This is a genomic window from Lentilactobacillus hilgardii DSM 20176 = ATCC 8290 (genome assembly GCF_000159315.1).
Lineage (GTDB): Bacteria > Bacillota > Bacilli > Lactobacillales > Lactobacillaceae > Lentilactobacillus > Lentilactobacillus hilgardii.
Genome location: NZ_GG669992.1, coordinates 77707 through 94294 on the forward strand (window position 1 = coordinate 77707; position 16588 = coordinate 94294).

A 16588-nucleotide genomic window follows, 5' to 3' on the forward strand; every position below is an offset into this window, starting at 1 on the left:
ATGAAAGCACTTGTATTTACTGATGTTAAAAAAATGGAAATCGAAGATATTGATACACCAAAGGTAAAACCTAACGAAGTTCGTATCAATACCGCATACGCAGGTATCTGTGGAACCGACCATGCTTTGTACAACGGCCTTCCAGGATCTGCCGATGCCGTTCCTCCAATTGTTTTCGGACACGAAAACTCGGGAATTGTCGCTGAAGTCGGTGCCGATGTCACCAATGTTAAAGTTGGCGACCGAGTAACTGTTGACCCTAACATTTACTGTGGTCAATGCTTCTACTGCCATACTGATCGTCCCGAACTCTGTGAGAACCTATCAGCCGTTGGTGTTACTCGAAATGGTGGTTTGGAGAAGTCATTCACCGCTCCAGCAACTGTTGTTTACCCAATTCCTGATGATGTTTCGTTAAAAGCTGCTGCTACGGTTGAACCAATTTCATGTGCCGTTCATGGTATCAAATTACTTCACCTCACACCTTATCAACGTGCCTTGGTTATTGGTGACGGCTTCATGGGTCAATTATTTGCTCAAATTCTTCAAGCATATGGTGTTCACCAAGTTGACCTTGCCGGAATCGTTGACGAAAAATTAAAGCGTAACAAAGAACAATTCGGTGTTAAGAACACTTATAACACAACTCGTGATGCCATTCCTGCAAACTACGACGTTGTTATTGAAGCCGTTGGTTTACCACAAACTCAGGAACAAGCCGTTGAAGCAACCCGTAAAGGTGCCCAAGTATTGATGTTCGGTGTTGGTAAGCCTGACGCTCACTTTGAAATGAACACTTACGAAGTTTACCAAAAACAATTAACTATCCAAGGATCATTCATCAACCCTAACTCATTTGAAGACTCAATTGCATTACTTCAAAGCGGTAAATTGGATGTTGAATCATTAATCACCGATGAATTATCTCTTGACCAAGTCGAAGGCGTTCTTCAAGGTAAGACTAAAGTTGCCTCAAAAGCTGTCGTTAAAGTAGGTGACTAGTTACCCATGCAAAACAACGAGGAGGCTGAGATGAACGATTCTCAAGTATTAAATGGCCGAACGATATCGATGACCACATCGATTATTTACTTCGTCATTTCCTTGGTAATTAACTCTGCCGGAAACGTTCTGACACTTGTTACCAGCGCAAAAATCCACCCCTCCTATTTAGGATCGGCCTATTGGACAGCCGCCGAAGCCAACTTAAGTGTTGCCTTTGGTTGGAACCTGTTCTGGGCATTCCTGATTTTAGGAGTTGTCATTACAATTCTAAATGCCATTCTGGTTGGTCATTGGAGCTGGCGACGGGCTCTCGGAAATTTAATCTTCATGGTTCCCTTCTCCGCATTGATTCAAATCTTTGAAGATTTCTTTATTGGTAAATACTCATTCTTCAAAGGGCTTCCGGACGCTAATTCAACCGGAATGATTATCTTCTACATTCTGCTTAACTTCTTTGGCGTTGCGCTCATTGGAACAGCGATCTCAATCTATCAACGGGTCAATTTAGTCTTGCACCCTGCTGATGATTTAATGCAGATTCTACGTTTCAAATATTTTAAGGGAAATGCCAATATTGCAATGTGGGCTTCTTATATTCCGCCTACAATTATGGCAATTATCGCCTTCATCATTACCAAACAATTCACAAACTTTGGTATCGGAACCATTTTTGCATTCCTATTCCAGGGTGGTATCACCGGAATCGCGGATACAAGAGTCTTTCCAAGCTTGAAACATCAGGCACTGGATGTTGGAAAATCAGATGAATAAGTGAACGTTGATTTGAAAGGAAGCTTATCATGGCTATCAAAGATGATATTACAGGAATTCAACACGTTGGAATTCCTTCAAAAGATTTAGATAAAACAATTGCTTTTTATGAATCACTTGGTTTCGACCAGGCCGGTTTGTTCCACAACGGTGAAAATCGTTGTGCATTCATGAGATTTGGCAACCTGACCATCGAAACATGGGAAGGCGATCCGGTGGCAATGAAGGCCGGCGCTATTAACCATATTTCATTGAATACGCCGGATGTTGAAAAAGCCTTTGCCGATGCCAAAGCACAAGGTTTGGACTTGGTTGATCATGAAATTCAATCAATTCCTTCCTTCTGGGAAAAGGGCATTCGTTATTTCAATATTCTTGGACCAAATCAAGAAACCATCGAATTTTGTCAAATTCTGTAAATAAAAGAATATTTTGAGCAATAAGCGTTTAATTTGACGATAATATTAAGTTAAGCGCTTATGTTTTCAGAGGAGGAAATTATAGTGGCACATATTTCATTTGACAGTTCAAAATTATCAAAATTCGTCCATGATAACGAGTTGGGCGAAATGCAGGCTATGGTCACCGCTGCTGATGCCGAGGTTCGTCAAGGCACCGGTGCCGGCAGTGATTTTCGGGATTGGTTGACCCTGCCCAAAGACTATGACAAAGCCGAATTTGCCCGTATCAAACAGGCAGCTAAAAAGATTCAGGGCGACTCCAAGGTTTTAGTTGTCATCGGAATTGGCGGTTCCTATCTGGGAGCCAAGATGGCCGTTGATTTTCTCAACGATACCTTCTTCAACTACCTGCCCGACGACCAGCGTGAATTCCCTCAGGTCTTCTTTGCCGGTAATTCACTCAGCCCGTCGTACGTCTATGACCTGCTTCATCTCATTGGCGACCGGGACTTCTCCGTTAACGTTATTTCCAAGTCCGGTACCACCACGGAACCTTCCATTGCCTTTCGAATCTTCAAGGATAAGCTGATTCAAAAGTATGGTGCCGAAGGGGCCAAGGAACGAATTTATGCGACAACGGATAAAGCTCATGGCGCTTTGCGCCAAGAAGCCGATGCCAACGGTTATGAAACCTTCATCATTCCTGATGGTGTCGGTGGCCGTTACTCCGTACTAACACCAGTCGGCCTCCTGCCAATCGCTGTTTCTGGTGCCAGCATCGATGACCTGATGAAGGGCGCCGCTGACGCTGCCGACGCTTATACCGATCCGGATTTGACCAAAAACGAAGCCTATCAGTACGCTGCCTACCGGAATATTTTATACCGCAAGGGCTTCACAACCGAATTGCTGGAAAACTATGAACCCAACATGCAGTACCTGGCTGAATGGTGGAAGCAATTAATGGGTGAGTCCGAAGGTAAGGATCAAAAGGGTATCTACCCATCATCCGCCAACTTCACGACTGATCTGCATTCCTTAGGTCAATACATCCAGGAAGGTCTGCGAAACTTAATGGAGACCGTTGTTAAGGTTGATCATCCCAACCACGATGAGGATATTCCCAAGGAAGCGGATAACCTGGACGGCTTGAAGTATTTGGAAGGCAGAACCATGGACTTTGCCAATACCAAAGCTTTTGAAGGCGTGGTCCTGGCCCATACCGATGGTAACGTTCCGAATATGAGTGTTCATATTCCGGACCAAACCCCTTACACCCTGGGATACTTGATCTACTTCTTCGAAATTGCCGTTTCAATTTCCGGCTACTTGAATGGCATCAACCCATTCAATCAACCCGGCGTTGAAGCTTACAAGACCAACATGTTTGCCTTGTTGGGCAAGCCCGGTTACGAAAAATTGGGTAAGGAATTAAATGATCGTCTCTAATTAAACATGACTAAAAATGGTAGGTAAGACAAACGTCCTTTTTGTCTCAACTACCATTTTTTTGTACTTTATTTTTTATTGGCGTTCCAGGTAAAATCGAATCCCCCTGGTAATCAGAACCCTGGATAAAATTCCCAGGGCAATTGCAGCCAACAGGAACTTCGGCATCAATAAACTAACACCTATGTAAACAATGCTGATGGCAACCATCACTTTAACCGAGCGAAACTCTTCTACATCGTGTTCGATTATCCTTTGGCCATCATAACGATTCTGCTCAATGACCAGATGAAAAAGCCATAACTGTGAAACATTCACAATAAACATCAGAATGGCAAAACCAATTGCACTTTCACTGGAGATAAAGCTGCTGCTCAGCCAGGTTGTCGCAAATGGGACCAGACAAATCGGACACAGGTAATAGATATTGGCAACCATGATTTTGAAAGTTGTTGTTTTTAACGTTGTAAACAATTCTTGATGCAGTACCCAATACTGGGCAACCACACCGAAACTAATCAGGTAGGATAATAGTTGCATCATCAGACGCTGAATTTCATAGTCGGAAATATTTGCCATGGGCGCTTTAATATCCAGCACCATAATGGTTAAAACAACCGCAAACACCCCGTCAGAGATTGCTTCCATCCTGGATTTGGAATTCCTAAACATGTCGATCATCACCTATCCGATTCCAATCAATTGGCTGCCTGTGGGTGCCATCCGGATTAATCAGTAAGGTCCCTAAATTTTCCCTTTTTAATCCAGACTTAAATTGTATTTCCGCTCTGCCGATCTGGTCAAAAATCTTTTTTTCCTGTGCTTCCACAAACTGATCATCAAAGAAAATTCGACTGGCGATGCCGGTTGATTTAATAATCGGAGACGGTCCTTCAATAGCATCGTAAACATCGAGAAGCGTCATCCGATTAATATCATAGGAGAGAGAAAAGCCACCGCCTTTTCCAGCCTCAGAGCTAATCAGACCGCCTACCACCATTTGGTGCAACACCTTCTTTAGATATGAATCCGAAACACCCAACCGATTACTGATGACAACACTTTTTAACGGCATATGGTCCTTGCTTAACGCCAACATTAATAAAATACAGACTGCCTGTTCAAAACTACTTTTTAATTTCAAAATGACTATTGTCCCTTCATAACGATTTACTACCTATAGACATTTTATATCTATAGATGTATATTATCGATGTATCAACTTAAAATCAAGTTTAAAGAATCATTCATAATACTAAGAGAAGGTGAACCCGTTGTTTAAAATTAAAAGTCATATTCACTTATCAGACGTCGGTCAGGACGCCAAAATCAGATTGGGTAATCTAGTCGATAAATTTCAAAATGCTGGCTGGATGCATTTTCAAGAGCTTCAAAAACGATTACCCAGCATGGATCCCTGCCTACTTTACTTTGTCGTTTCGCAGAAAGTTGATATCCATACAGTCCCTTCGCTTAACGAACCGGTTGTACTCCAATCATTCATCACAGATGCAAACCGATTTAAAATAACCCGTTTGGTTGAAATCCGTGATGCTGCAAAGAAATTGATTGCCAGCCAAATTGAAGATGCTTTTGTTGTTAATAAACTAACCGGGAAAATTGCCAGACTGCCGGAAAACTACCCCATTCACTTAATGGTAGACGATCTCAGGAAACTAACTTTTCACCGTGATAAGATCGATGTGCCGGCAGGCGGACACCAAATTAAGTCAAACTTCCGGGTGCTGCCACGAGATGTCGATAATTATGGGCATATGAATAATGCCCGATATTTGGATCTCATTGCCGAGCATTCTGATCGTATCAGGGAAGTCTCCATCAATTATCTTCATCCGGCAAAATTAGGCATGGAGCTTGAGTACCTTCGAATACAAGTGGATCAGTCCGTCTTTTATACCATTCGTAATGGCAAACAGATAATGTCCAAAATTAAATTAGCCCTTAAATAACCAAAAACACGCTGTCGGTTGCCTAAAGCAATCACAGCGTGTTTCTTTGACTAAGTCCGTTGCTTTCTTCTTAATACAATACCCAGTAAAATAATCGCGGTCAAAATTAATCCCAGTGAAAAGGCATAGGCATAATGCATGCCGAATACAAACCAGTTGGGATGCATATCTGGATAAGTGGTCATCCGTTGGCCGGCTTTCAAGCTTATGCCATGATAAAGTAACGATGTTGCTAGTGCCAGTCCCATTGACATGCCAAGATTTCGACCCAATGCCGCAATCGATCCGGCAATGCCTTGAAATTCCGGTGCCGCATTTCCCATAATCATTGGATTATTCTGAAAAGCACCGTTTGCACGCCCAAAGAGTGCCAGTCCAACCACCAACCAGAGAATTGACCATTGTGGCGTCACTAAAATAAAGATGATCTCCGGTACAATGAAAATAAACAAGGCAAAAAAGGAGACTTTTTCCGCACCAATATAGTCGGAAATTGCACCTCCGGTTGGTGCACTAACAATGTTAACAATTGGCACAGCCATTAAAATCAATCCTGCAATGCCGGAGGACAGCAACAAGCGATCCTGCAAATAAAACGGCATAATAACGTTATTAAAATAACCGCACATGTATACCAACATCGCTGATAAAATACCAAAACTAAACCCCAGGTTGTGAAAAATGCTAAGATTAATAAGCGGTTCTTTCTGATGTCGTTCGATCAGAATAAAGATTACCAGAAAAATCACTGTTAAACCCATCAGGCCGATAATTTTCCAGTGACCGAACCCAATCATTTGTCCAAAAAAGGCCACGACAAAAAAGCTGAGAATCATGCCGGCATATGTTAAAAATCCCGGCACATCTATCTTGGGATGTCCGTGAACCGGCTTTGGCCGTGGAAAGAAATGATGTCCCAAGAAAAACGCGATAATACCAATCGGAACGTTGACAAAAAAGATATAGTGCCAATTGGCAAAACTAAGAATCAAACCGCCAATACCGGGGCCGGCAATATTACCAACCTGTACAAACGAACTGTTAACGCCCAACGCCAGTCCATGACGGCTTAAAGGAAAAATATCAGTAATGATACCAAAATTGGTCGACATCGTCATTGACGCACCAAGTGCTTGTAACACCCGTGATGCAAGAATAGTTGGCAGGTTAACGCTCAATCCACAGGCCAACGACCCCAACACAAAGATAATCGTTCCGATTTGAAAAATCCGAATTCGTCCTACCTGGTCTGATAACTTACCAAAGAAGATCAGTAAGACACATATCAAAACCAAATAAACCGATACGACCCACTCGGCCTGATTGTTGGGAATCTGCAAATCTCGGGACATTTTTGGAACCGCAATATTAACAATACTGGCGTCAATCGTTGACATGAAGGATACAATTGAGGTCGACATTAATAGAACCCATTGATTCTGTCGCTGCACAAAATCCCCTCCGATCCGATTTATTCAATAAATGATAAGAGTGATTGAGACAAAATCATCTTCGCCCAGCTTCTCTTTGGTGTATTTAATTTAGAAATAGGACCAGTTACCCGATCAGTCCCTATGATTCTCTAAATACTGTGTTCCACAATTGTGTGTTTTAAACGAGTTTCAGTGCAATTCTCAAATAGTAATTGAACGGCAGCCTGACCCATTTCCTTTGGATGCAGGTCAACAGAATGAAAATGTTGATCCGTTAACTCATTGGGTAACGATTTATTATAACCGACAACCTCAATTTCTTTATCCGGATGAAGCACTTTAAATCGATGATAAATCTTCAATCCCGTATAATCATCGGTTGCAACCACACCGTCCATTTGCGGGTTTTCCTTAATCAGCTGATCCAATTGATGTTCATCTTCATCGGGAACCGCAAAAATAACTGGTTTGCGATTTTTTTGCGCCATTTCGCGAAGATACCCCTCCCGTCGATCTAGTTCATAGGGCCATCCATTAGGTGATTCCGCAAAAATAGGGTTGGAAACATGGAACCGTTTCATAAGAAAATGGGTACCGTCCGCACCTGCCCTGACGTTATTGTTATCAACGTACAGCCATTTCTGGCCAGCCGCAGGTTTTCCAATTGTCACGAAAGTTACCGGTTGTTTACGTAACAGTTCAATAACCGGATCATTAATATGCGAATAAAGTAGAATAAACCGTTTAATTTGGGCTCTGGTAATCATTGATTTAACGTTTTCAAGAACCTGTTCCGTTGAATTCCCGATCGCAACAGAAAGTACATAATTTTTAGATATCAGTTCCTCATTGATTCCCCGTAGCAAACCGACATAGAAAATGTTATCAACCACCCGATTATTCACCGGAAAGACAACTCCTACCGCATTAGCCTCCTGATTTGTTAAATTTCTGGCATTATAGTTTGGCTGATAGCCAAGTTCCTGTGCCATTTTTTTAACGCGTTTTCGAGTGTCAATACTAATTCTTTGATTATCATTAAGTGCCCGAGAGACGGTGGAAACTGATAATCCCATCTTCTTGGCAATATCACGAATGGTTGCCATAACTACCTTCCTATCTACATTAATTTGTATACTATATTTCTAAATTGCGAACGTGTTAAGATTTCGTTTCTTTTATTAATATTCGAACATACGACTAGATTTTGCAAGTATTGTGTGATAATTTCATCTATATGAGGTGATTACGAATATGAAAACAAGCAAATCATTAGCTGTGATTCTGATAACAACCGCAGGATTAGGACTTGTCTTAGCAGGTTGCGGCAAATCTTCTAATAAGGGCTCAAATCCAACAAGTAAAACCAGTATGCAAAACCCGACTAAGGATAAAACCGCTAAGGAAGCATTAACTTCCAACGATAATCTTTGGTATATGAACGGCTCAATTAATTATAAAAGTAAAACCGGTATTGATGCTTATAAATTTGATGATGATCACAATACCGTCACAATTTATAGTGTCGGTAAGATGTACAAAACCTATGATGATGCTAAAAAAGCAAATGACTTGGATAAACAAGGAACACTGAAATATTCCTTTAAGAATGATTCCGCAGAAAATCCGATTATTTATATGAAAGGAAAGCTTTCGGATATCCCAATGGATCAAACCATTTCTGTTAAGGGAAAGGTTTCCGGAAAGTATCACGCATCTGATTTGAAGGTTTCCGGTTTTAAAGTTGTCCGTAATCTGGATAATGATGACGCTAAACAAGTCTTGGTAACACCAGGTAATTAAACAGCATCATTTATATTTAAATAAGGCGGCTGGGACAATAATCAAAAATCAATACTAAAACGTTCCTACCTCAAAGTGAAACTCCTGTGAAATCAGTATTTTTGTAAACTGATTTCACGGGAGTTTTTTTAAAGCAATGTTCTTTGGACTTATGTCCCAGTCACTTTGCTTTTATCCTTAGAAATCCCCTGCCTAAAAGCTGCTCTTAGCCAAAAGCCAACCAACCGATGGCTTATTCTTAAAAGTTATTACTAAAAAAGGCACTACCAACAAGATATGACCTTAATTTTCAATGTCAATATCCCCAAGTAGTGACTTCTATTAGTGTCATGTTCTATTTGAAACTAGGCCAAAGAATCCCAAGCCGGCAGTTCAACCGGCGCTGTCTCAAGTGTTGCTTGTTGTGCCTTTGTTAAGTACTTCTTGTGGACAACAACTTCATATACATAATCATTCATCCAGCTATCGGCCATTGTAAAATATCCTTTTTCACCATTCTTATCGCCCCAGGAATTTTCAACCTTCCATTTAGTCGGTTGATCCTGTTCATCTAAATCAACGCCCGTCAGCGTCATCGCATGTGATACAGCTGCCTGGTGATAAGCCATTCTCTTGGCTTTATCCATTTCCAGGTTCACATCAAATAATTCGGAATAACGGTATAGGTGACTATCCAGATAACCTTTCTTACGATCCATCTGTTCCAAAACGTCGTTGCCGAACCAAACGGCTTCACCATCTTTTAGTTGGGCAATGGCTGTTTGCTTTAAAGCGGCCATTGGCAGATTCAAAAATTGAATCTGCTTTCCACCTGCGACATTGTCCTGGCTTGGCAGTGAATATAATCGATCAAAATCCTTATCCGGCGAATTGGAAATGACTACGTAATCGTCCAGATCAACCCCAAAATATTGATCATAAAATTGTTGTGGCGTTAATCCTGAAATTCTATGATAGGCTCTATCATCATCCCTATAAGAAAAGTTGACCGTGGTTGGCGGTTCACCAAATGAGTACGATGCTATTCGATAAACTTCGCTTAACATTTTCTGACGGGCAGCAGCAATTTCATCATCGGATTTACCGGCATTCACCAAATCGCGAAGTACCATTCCGTCAATCCGTAACTTACGATCCATAACGGCATCGAATGCACCGGTATTCTCAACGTTACTGGTTTCGGGATAGGCGCTTACCGGCACAACCCCGTATTTTTGAACCAATGCAGCTGCCATTGCCCACTGACCGCCGTCTTCACCGGGCATCCCCAAATAAAAAGCAACCTCACGGTCATTTGTCGGCCGGTCAGCAGTCGCAATCATACGACTGTAATAAATATTGGCCCGTTCGATTTTATCCCAAAAGAATAAGTATTTTTGAGACAGGTTAAAGTCCTTAATTTTGTACTTTTTAGCAAAACCGTGTCTCAGTGTATTCACTAATGAAAACAACCAACAACGTCCGCTCTGCTTTTGATTGGTAACCGATCCAGTCTGCAAATCAACTGAAAATACCGGATCCAGCCGTACCTGAGCGTCTGGATCCTGAGCGGCCTGATTAATGCCGTTCTGTGTGATCACCCGAGAGAGTACGTCACTTTTAGGTGTCTTTATAAAGTCTTCATGCAGCTGGGCAAAGTCTGCTTTCCCCAGTGAATCGTCAATTTTAGCCATTAATAAAGCCTCCCGTAAAAAATTTGAATTGTTAATATTGTAGTGCTTTTACGCCAATTCGGCAATTAAGCGCATCAATGGTTATTTGAGACACCCTATCGAAAAAATCGGCAACCTCTTACGGTTACCGATTTATGAAAATCAACTATGAATTCTCTTTCGTAAAAACGGTGTAACAGCCAGGGCGATGACCGCACCAACCAATCCTTGAATGGTGTTGGTAAATATCCCTAAAAAGCCGGCTGAAAAAGTATATAAGATACTATCAGCGAAGAAATAACCGACCACCATAACGACAGCCGCAACCAAAACGGCAATCACATCAACGACCTTTTTTGTACTGCGGTTCTTAATCCAACCGGCAATCAGTCCCTCAAGACCGTGAACAATAAATGAAAAAATAGCATAATTACTATATCCAGAAAGAATATCCAATAAAAAGCCGCTCAATGCGCCAACTGTTCCGCCCACTTTAGGGCCTAAGAGTAAGGCGCTGATTAAAATACCGCCATCACATAAATTAATGTTTCCATGGGTTCCGGGAATCGGAATCGGTGGAATCCCCATACTGACTGCCAGAGTAACTGCGACAAACATCGCCGTTAAAATGATCGTTCTAAACTGTGTTCGTTGGCCAACACTTTTATTATCCATTATTTCGACTCCCTTCTAAAAGATAATCTTTGGTGTTCTCCTCGGTAAAATCATACCGAGCACGTTCTCCGCCAATCAATTTTGGCCTTGACGACAAACATACCACATTGGCTGCTCCGACCTTTCTGTGAGCCATCCGTACAGGAATTTGAACAAACTTCACGTGCATGCCGATTTCGGTTCCGCCAATATCAATGCCGCCAAAAGCGGTAATATGTTCTACCTCAACCGGATCGGTCATTCGTTGATAAGCAGCTACTTGTGTCCCACCGCCCGCGTGAATGGCCGGCATAACGGAAACAACCTCCAAGCGATGCTGTTCGGCCACGTCACGTTCAACTAATAGTGCCCGGTTAATGTGTTCACAGCCTTGGATGGCCATGTGAATACCACGGGGTAAAAGGAATTCCTCCAATGTTTCCACGACTGCTTTGCCAACATCCAAGCGTGAATTGGTGCCTTTCCAATCACCACTGATTTCACTGGTACTGCAGCCGACAACAAAAATGCCATTTTTAGGAAACGTTACTTTGTCAAAGTATTCAGTTAGTACTTCACTCAAATTATGTTTGATCGTTGTCAATTCCATTTTTAGAGTTCCCCTCTCTTCTGCCCCAATGTGAACTTGGTCACATCATTCAAAGTCTTTGTTAAATCCAGTCCATATTTGCGCCTGTCGACATTCAACTTGGCTGTTTGGGCCACGGCTTCATATGTGCCAAAGACCGAACGTTGGACAGCACTTTCAAATCCAACACCAAAGTTAAGGTAACCGCTCAGTAAGGCAGAAAATAGATCACCGGTCCCATAAAAGTGGCCTGACATAAAAGGTGAACCATTCCATACCAACCTACCATTATGGCTGAAACACGATCCCATCCCAGCATCCCTGCGAATACCGGTCACCACAACCCGGATAGGATGAACAACGGTCTTTTTAAAAACAGCAAATGCCGATAAAATGTCCCGATCACTGGAATCCGGTGTTAACCGTGTCCCGGTCAAAAGCCCCAGTTCCGTTGCATTAGGCGTAATGACAGTCGCCGTTTCGATCAGTCCCCTTATGGCATCAAGATAATGATCATCAAAACCGTCATACATCGTTCCTCGGTCTCCAAGGACTGGATCGATTACAACGTGGTTCATTTTCGATGTCCGCAAAAGGGTTGTCAGTAAGTCAACCGTTGCCGAGTTACCAACGTATCCCACCAGAGCAGCATTCAGATTTAAATCTGGAATTGTCTGCCAGTGTTTTACCGTCTGCTCAATCCAGTCATCGGATTTCGAAACAACGGGTTTACCAAAACCTTCAGTCTGAGTGGAAAGCACCTCCGTGGGGATGGCTGCTGTTTGAATTCCAAATCCTGAAAGCACTGAGATTGCTGCCGTCATTGACATCCTCCCAACCGCAGAGAAATCTTCAGCTACTAAAATACTTGATTCAGAAATCATCATCAGCCCCCATTTATTATTTCTGACGCTTATTGTACCGCAAAAAACTTAGAAATTAATATTTCACACAGAAAATGTCATATTTTCTCACGAAAAGTAGATTCATTATACCAAGTTTTCGGAGAAAGTGAGAGAATTAATTCATCATTTAATTTTTAAGGATAAAAATACATCGTCAGGGGGGGCATTTATTTCATAACTTTTTCAACCAAAATAGTCTGACTACTTTACGGATCGATGTTCACCTCAATCAATGAATTAAACATGCTTTTTACCCTGGGATTATTTTCGGGGTACGAACTGACAGTTTTTAATAAGATCGGTGGAACCAGCGTTAATAATGCTATTATGACCGGCAACCTAAAAAAACTTTTCAAACAACGTTTACGAAGCACTATTTAGTCGTGATCATGCGGCGTTGATTAAAACGGGGCAATTTCTAAGCGGTATCTGTATGTTTATATTGGGCATTCTATTCAGTACGTATGCTTTAAAAGCCACCGGTACAAACGTATTCCTGTGTGCTCTGGTTATTAATATCATATTATTAATTATCGTCACTATTATAAAAGAAAAGAAGCCTCAACAAGATTAGGATTCTTTTAGGACAAACATCATTCCTACCGATAGGCACATGCCAAACGCCTAAATAACCGTATGCTGGATATATTCCATATCTAAAAATCTGAAAAAGTAGCTGTTCCTTCTTCTGCATCAATCACAGCCTGGGCTCCCAAAGGCGTTGTCATCATCGGAGTTGTATGACAAGAATCATAGTCATAAATGATAGGAAGCCGCTGATTATTTAATACTTCCAGCAAAATATCAATTGGTCGACGCTGAGTACCAAGATCATCAAACAAAGCATGTTTTCCAAGGATAACGCCACGAACCCTATCAAAAGCGCCAGCGTCGCGAATCATCGCAAAGTTCTTTTCAACAGTTGCCGCATCCTTTTCGGCATCTTCAATAAATAACAAATCTCCAGAAGCCAATTTTGGAAAATACTTCGACGCTAAAATCCCATAAATAGTGTTCAAATTACCACCTATGAGTCGACCGGATAGCCGCGTCTCGCCAATTGCGCGCCATTGATTGGGATGCTGCTTTTTAGGTCGGTCAAAATCATTCCAGTTAATTGCTTCGTCGTCCCAATACCCGGGTGCTTTAACGGTCACAGCCTCCCCGGGACGTGTCTGGATTATTTTTTCAAAATCTGTCCAAGTCTCATCCACAAAAGGCGGCCATTCACCAAATGATGCTACCAACGCCGGTCCATACAACGTCCGATAATTGGGAGCCTGCGTTCGAACCGCAAGCAACAATGCGGTTGCGTCTGAATATCCGACAATCGTTTTGGGATGTTGATTAAGATACTCATAATCAAGATAAGGCAAAACAGCATTGGTGTTTGTTCCGCCAATTGTTGCCATGATAATGTCTACCTCATCATTGTGGATCAACTGATTGACCTCAATCGCCCGATCAAGAATGCTGCCGGAACGATAATAATCCCTTTTACCGGATAACGATCCGGCTACCAAACGAATGCCCTTGGTTTTTAAAAATGCCTTTGCCCGCTCAAAGCGTTTTGGCGATATTGCAGTAATAGGTGTTGATGTTGAGCAGAATCCAATAGTTGTCATAAAATCGCCTCTATAATCAATATGTCAGTTGATTTGATTGTAGCATTTATTTGGGACCGCAAAAAAGGTCACTCAAATCATCTCTTCTCTTCGAGTAAATCTCATAATCATGCAGCAGTCTTAAAAACATGGTTCAATTAAGGCAGTGAATTCGTCTCTAATACCCTCTTGCATCCCGAAAAAATGATGTTAATTAACGAATTAATGATTGGCATCATACTGATAAGAACTGGTTTCCTTTTAAATCAGAGCCGTCAAATTTTAGAAAGGACATTTATTTATGGACATAACAGCAGCTCAAAATACACCTGAAGGCTATTCAATAGCCCAATCAGGCAGCTTTCGGTTTAATACGACCTGCAAGGTGCGGGAAAAACCTTTGATGAGCGATACCGGACGAACAAGTTACAGCGATGGTCAATCCGTCACCTATTCCGGAAAGGAAAAACGAGACGGCCATTTTTGGCTGTCATTTATGGGAAAAGGCGGTGTAACTTTCTTTGTCCCTTACGCCAACCTATCAACCGGGATTTACTTCGGTACCGATTCCAACGCTGTTGATCCCATTAAGATAGAAGACGATCAGCCAACGCCAATGATTGGCGTTGATACCGGCGTTCCAAAGCTCAGTGGTGTTATCCCTGAATCAACACTTGCCGACTATGACTTTCCAATGTCCGGTTGGGTGACAATGTCGGAGGATGGCGCTCAAGTCCGCAGTAAACCAACATTCTTTGATAATTTAACTGACGAACGTTTTCCTAAAGATCATACTCACAAAATCAGATATGTTGGAAAGACTGCCGGATCCGACCGCATGTGGGTTAAGCTTGGTCCCAGCCGCTACCTGCCAATTGGCAAATTATCAACTCTTGGTAATGTGATCAAAATGTCCAAGGGCGGCCGCTTTGAAAAAGCAGGCTATGTCACTGACCAAAACAGTGCCCAGCCCTGGGAACAAATCTGGCCATACACTAAAACCATTGGCGGCAACAAAACGGATAAAGAATGGCACGTTATTGGTGATGTTGGTAGTCCAAACACTGCTTCTTGGGAAACCATCGATCAGCCAATTAAAAAAGAAATCCCAAGCACAGATTTTCAACCTTCAAGCGCTGAATTAAAGGCCTTAAAAACCTTTAACAAACAGGTCACGAAGAATGCTCCTTTCGATGCTGTTTATATTGCGTATATTGCCGATACCCATATTGACAGTTATCAAACACCGGCCTCTGCCGAAGTATTGCACAGCATGATGCTCATGAGTGACTATGCCAAAAAGTATGGCGTTGACCTCATGATTCATGGTGGAGACTTGAACGACGGCGCCAAGCCGCATGATCTGAGTAAAATCGATATCCAACTAGGGGTAGATGCAATGAAGCTGGGGCAACGTCCCTACATCATTTTGCAGGGAAACCACGATGATAATTCCGGATATGTTCGTGACCAGGCAGGTTATCAACTTGATCAATTAATGACAAATGAGGAAGCATGGTGCCTAAGAGCTGGTGCTCTGAATCGACCGGATAATGGCAACAATGCCGTTTATGGCACGTACAATATACCAAACAGTCAGGTAACCATCATTGTTCTAGACGGTTTTGATCAGCCGGATATTGAAACCCGACGAACCACTCTTGGTGATGGAAACGTCCATTTTGATAGTTTCCGCCACGGTTATAGCCGTTACAGCGATCAACAATTAAATTGGTTAAAGAACGAGGCACTACCACATGTGCCGGAGGGTAATAAAGTCCTTTTTCTCAATCACATTGCGTTGGGTGGCATTAAGACCTGGCAAAATACCTGGTCTAAAGAAAATCAATTGAGTATCGATGAATACGCTAGAAATCTATTCGAGAATAACGTTGTAACCAATCGGCCCGGTTTTATAGAAAATCAACAGGTTCTAAAGGATATTATTAACTATCAGAATGCCACTCATAACGTCATCGGTTATATTTCCGGTCATACCCATCAAGATAATCAGGCACTTTATCACGGCATCCAATTTGTGACAACCACCTGTGCGATTGCGGATCGTGGTGACGGTTCAGAGAAGAACTTTAATCCAGAAAATTCGGCTCGAAACCTGACCGATTTAACCGGCAATGCCTGGTCAATTTTTCGAATTAGCGCTCATTCTGGTGAAGTGGTCCAATTTAGATTCGGATGGAAAAATGATCGGTATTTTTTGCCCGGTTGGCACTTTTAAAGATCGCCATGACTGTGAAAAGGTCAATCTTCGCGTAAACCCATTTTAAGATATATAAAGACAGCACCCAAAAAACAACTAGTGTTTGGACTTCATTATATGTAGAAGATATT

Annotated in this window: 16 protein-coding genes; 7 read left to right on the plus strand and 9 right to left on the minus strand. The window is 42.0% G+C overall.

The features are described 5' to 3' along the window. The 4 genes from HMPREF0519_RS00335 to HMPREF0519_RS00350 all read left to right on the plus strand — a co-directional run bounded on the left by HMPREF0519_RS00335 (position 1) and on the right by HMPREF0519_RS00350 (position 3626). Positions 1–1002 carry a zinc-dependent alcohol dehydrogenase family protein gene (locus HMPREF0519_RS00335; protein ID WP_003550609.1) on the plus strand — a complete coding sequence of 334 codons (1002 nt, stop codon included), beginning with the start codon at positions 1–3 and terminating at the stop codon, positions 1000–1002. Between the two features lie 6 nt (positions 1003–1008). Then, positions 1009–1776 (plus strand): DUF6198 family protein, encoded by a 768-nt coding sequence (locus HMPREF0519_RS00340; protein WP_003556350.1) that lies wholly within the window; start codon positions 1009–1011, stop codon positions 1774–1776. A gap of 29 nt (positions 1777–1805) precedes the next feature. Further along, positions 1806–2195 (plus strand): VOC family protein, encoded by a 390-nt coding sequence (locus tag HMPREF0519_RS00345; RefSeq protein WP_003550611.1) that lies wholly within the window; start codon positions 1806–1808, stop codon positions 2193–2195. Positions 2196–2279: 84 nt separating this feature from the next. Then, positions 2280–3626, plus strand: a complete 1347-nt coding sequence (locus HMPREF0519_RS00350; RefSeq protein WP_040472583.1) for a glucose-6-phosphate isomerase — start codon at positions 2280–2282, stop codon at positions 3624–3626. A 75-nt stretch (positions 3627–3701) separates the two neighbouring features. Here the strand turns inward: HMPREF0519_RS00350 and HMPREF0519_RS00355 are convergent, their stop codons facing one another. Continuing rightward, positions 3702–4298, minus strand: coding sequence for a TMEM175 family protein (locus HMPREF0519_RS00355; RefSeq protein WP_225429061.1), 597 nt, complete (start codon positions 4296–4298; stop codon positions 3702–3704). Continuing rightward, a complete protein-coding gene (locus tag HMPREF0519_RS00360; protein WP_003633681.1) occupies positions 4291–4770 on the minus strand; it encodes an RrF2 family transcriptional regulator in 480 nt (159 codons plus the stop codon). Before HMPREF0519_RS00360 ends, HMPREF0519_RS00355 begins: the two co-directional genes overlap by 8 nt. Positions 4771–4891: 121 nt before the next feature. On the opposite strand from HMPREF0519_RS00360, the gene HMPREF0519_RS00365 reads away from it, so the two are divergent. Continuing rightward, the gene (locus tag HMPREF0519_RS00365; protein ID WP_003556358.1) at positions 4892–5596 is read left to right on the plus strand and encodes an acyl-ACP thioesterase domain-containing protein; all 705 of its coding nucleotides are present in this window, start codon (positions 4892–4894) and stop codon (positions 5594–5596) included. A 50-nt stretch (positions 5597–5646) separates the two neighbouring features. Here the strand turns inward: HMPREF0519_RS00365 and HMPREF0519_RS00370 are convergent, their stop codons facing one another. Then, the gene (locus tag HMPREF0519_RS00370) at positions 5647–7047 is read right to left on the minus strand and encodes an MFS transporter (RefSeq protein ID WP_003633683.1); all 1401 of its coding nucleotides are present in this window, start codon (positions 7045–7047) and stop codon (positions 5647–5649) included. A gap of 131 nt (positions 7048–7178) precedes the next feature. Beyond that, entirely contained in the window at positions 7179–8135 is a 957-nt protein-coding gene (locus tag HMPREF0519_RS00375; RefSeq protein WP_003633685.1) for a LacI family DNA-binding transcriptional regulator, read from the minus strand. 148 nt (positions 8136–8283) lie between these two features. Between HMPREF0519_RS00375 and HMPREF0519_RS00380 the strand changes: the two genes are divergently transcribed. Then, entirely contained in the window at positions 8284–8832 is a 549-nt protein-coding gene (locus tag HMPREF0519_RS00380; protein ID WP_003633687.1) for a hypothetical protein, read from the plus strand. A 344-nt stretch (positions 8833–9176) separates the two neighbouring features. Here HMPREF0519_RS00380 and HMPREF0519_RS00385 read toward each other — a convergent pair whose 3' ends face one another. The 5 genes from HMPREF0519_RS00385 to HMPREF0519_RS00405 form a co-directional block, all read right to left on the minus strand. Further along, positions 9177–10505, minus strand: coding sequence for a C1 family peptidase (locus HMPREF0519_RS00385; RefSeq protein WP_003633689.1), 1329 nt, complete (start codon positions 10503–10505; stop codon positions 9177–9179). 141 nt (positions 10506–10646) lie between these two features. Next, entirely contained in the window at positions 10647–11159 is a 513-nt protein-coding gene (locus HMPREF0519_RS00390) for an ECF transporter S component (protein ID WP_003556368.1), read from the minus strand. After that, entirely contained in the window at positions 11152–11748 is a 597-nt protein-coding gene (locus HMPREF0519_RS00395) for a TIGR01440 family protein (protein WP_003556370.1), read from the minus strand. Before HMPREF0519_RS00395 ends, HMPREF0519_RS00390 begins: the two co-directional genes overlap by 8 nt. A gap of 2 nt (positions 11749–11750) precedes the next feature. Continuing rightward, positions 11751–12614 carry a bifunctional hydroxymethylpyrimidine kinase/phosphomethylpyrimidine kinase gene (locus HMPREF0519_RS00400; RefSeq protein WP_003633691.1) on the minus strand — a complete coding sequence of 288 codons (864 nt, stop codon included), beginning with the start codon at positions 12612–12614 and terminating at the stop codon, positions 11751–11753. Between the two features lie 674 nt (positions 12615–13288). Beyond that, positions 13289–14257, minus strand: a complete 969-nt coding sequence (locus HMPREF0519_RS00405; protein ID WP_003633693.1) for a S66 family peptidase — start codon at positions 14255–14257, stop codon at positions 13289–13291. Between the two features lie 280 nt (positions 14258–14537). Between HMPREF0519_RS00405 and HMPREF0519_RS00410 the strand changes: the two genes are divergently transcribed. Beyond that, positions 14538–16475 (plus strand): metallophosphoesterase family protein, encoded by a 1938-nt coding sequence (locus HMPREF0519_RS00410; protein ID WP_003633695.1) that lies wholly within the window; start codon positions 14538–14540, stop codon positions 16473–16475. Positions 16476–16588 lie beyond the last annotated feature (113 nt).

Bases quoted from the DNA above. Each gene is read 5' to 3' on its own strand.
- HMPREF0519_RS00400 (WP_003633691.1), bottom strand. From the start codon at position 12,614: ATGATGATTTCTGAATCAAGTATTTTAGTAGCTGAAGATTTCTCTGCG.
- HMPREF0519_RS00375 (WP_003633685.1), bottom strand. From the start codon at position 8,135: ATGGCAACCATTCGTGATATTGCCAAGAAGATGGGATTATCAGTTTCC.
- HMPREF0519_RS00380 (WP_003633687.1), top strand. From the start codon at position 8,284: ATGAAAACAAGCAAATCATTAGCTGTGATTCTGATAACAACCGCAGGA.
- HMPREF0519_RS00355 (WP_225429061.1), bottom strand. From the start codon at position 4,298: ATGTTTAGGAATTCCAAATCCAGGATGGAAGCAATCTCTGACGGGGTG.
- HMPREF0519_RS00405 (WP_003633693.1), bottom strand. From the start codon at position 14,257: ATGACAACTATTGGATTCTGCTCAACATCAACACCTATTACTGCAATA.
- HMPREF0519_RS00395 (WP_003556370.1), bottom strand. From the start codon at position 11,748: ATGGAATTGACAACGATCAAACATAATTTGAGTGAAGTACTAACTGAA.
- HMPREF0519_RS00410 (WP_003633695.1), top strand. From the start codon at position 14,538: ATGGACATAACAGCAGCTCAAAATACACCTGAAGGCTATTCAATAGCC.
- HMPREF0519_RS00390 (WP_003556368.1), bottom strand. From the start codon at position 11,159: ATGGATAATAAAAGTGTTGGCCAACGAACACAGTTTAGAACGATCATT.
- HMPREF0519_RS00345 (WP_003550611.1), top strand. From the start codon at position 1,806: ATGGCTATCAAAGATGATATTACAGGAATTCAACACGTTGGAATTCCT.
- HMPREF0519_RS00385 (WP_003633689.1), bottom strand. From the start codon at position 10,505: ATGGCTAAAATTGACGATTCACTGGGGAAAGCAGACTTTGCCCAGCTG.
- HMPREF0519_RS00335 (WP_003550609.1), top strand. From the start codon at position 1: ATGAAAGCACTTGTATTTACTGATGTTAAAAAAATGGAAATCGAAGAT.
- HMPREF0519_RS00340 (WP_003556350.1), top strand. From the start codon at position 1,009: ATGCAAAACAACGAGGAGGCTGAGATGAACGATTCTCAAGTATTAAAT.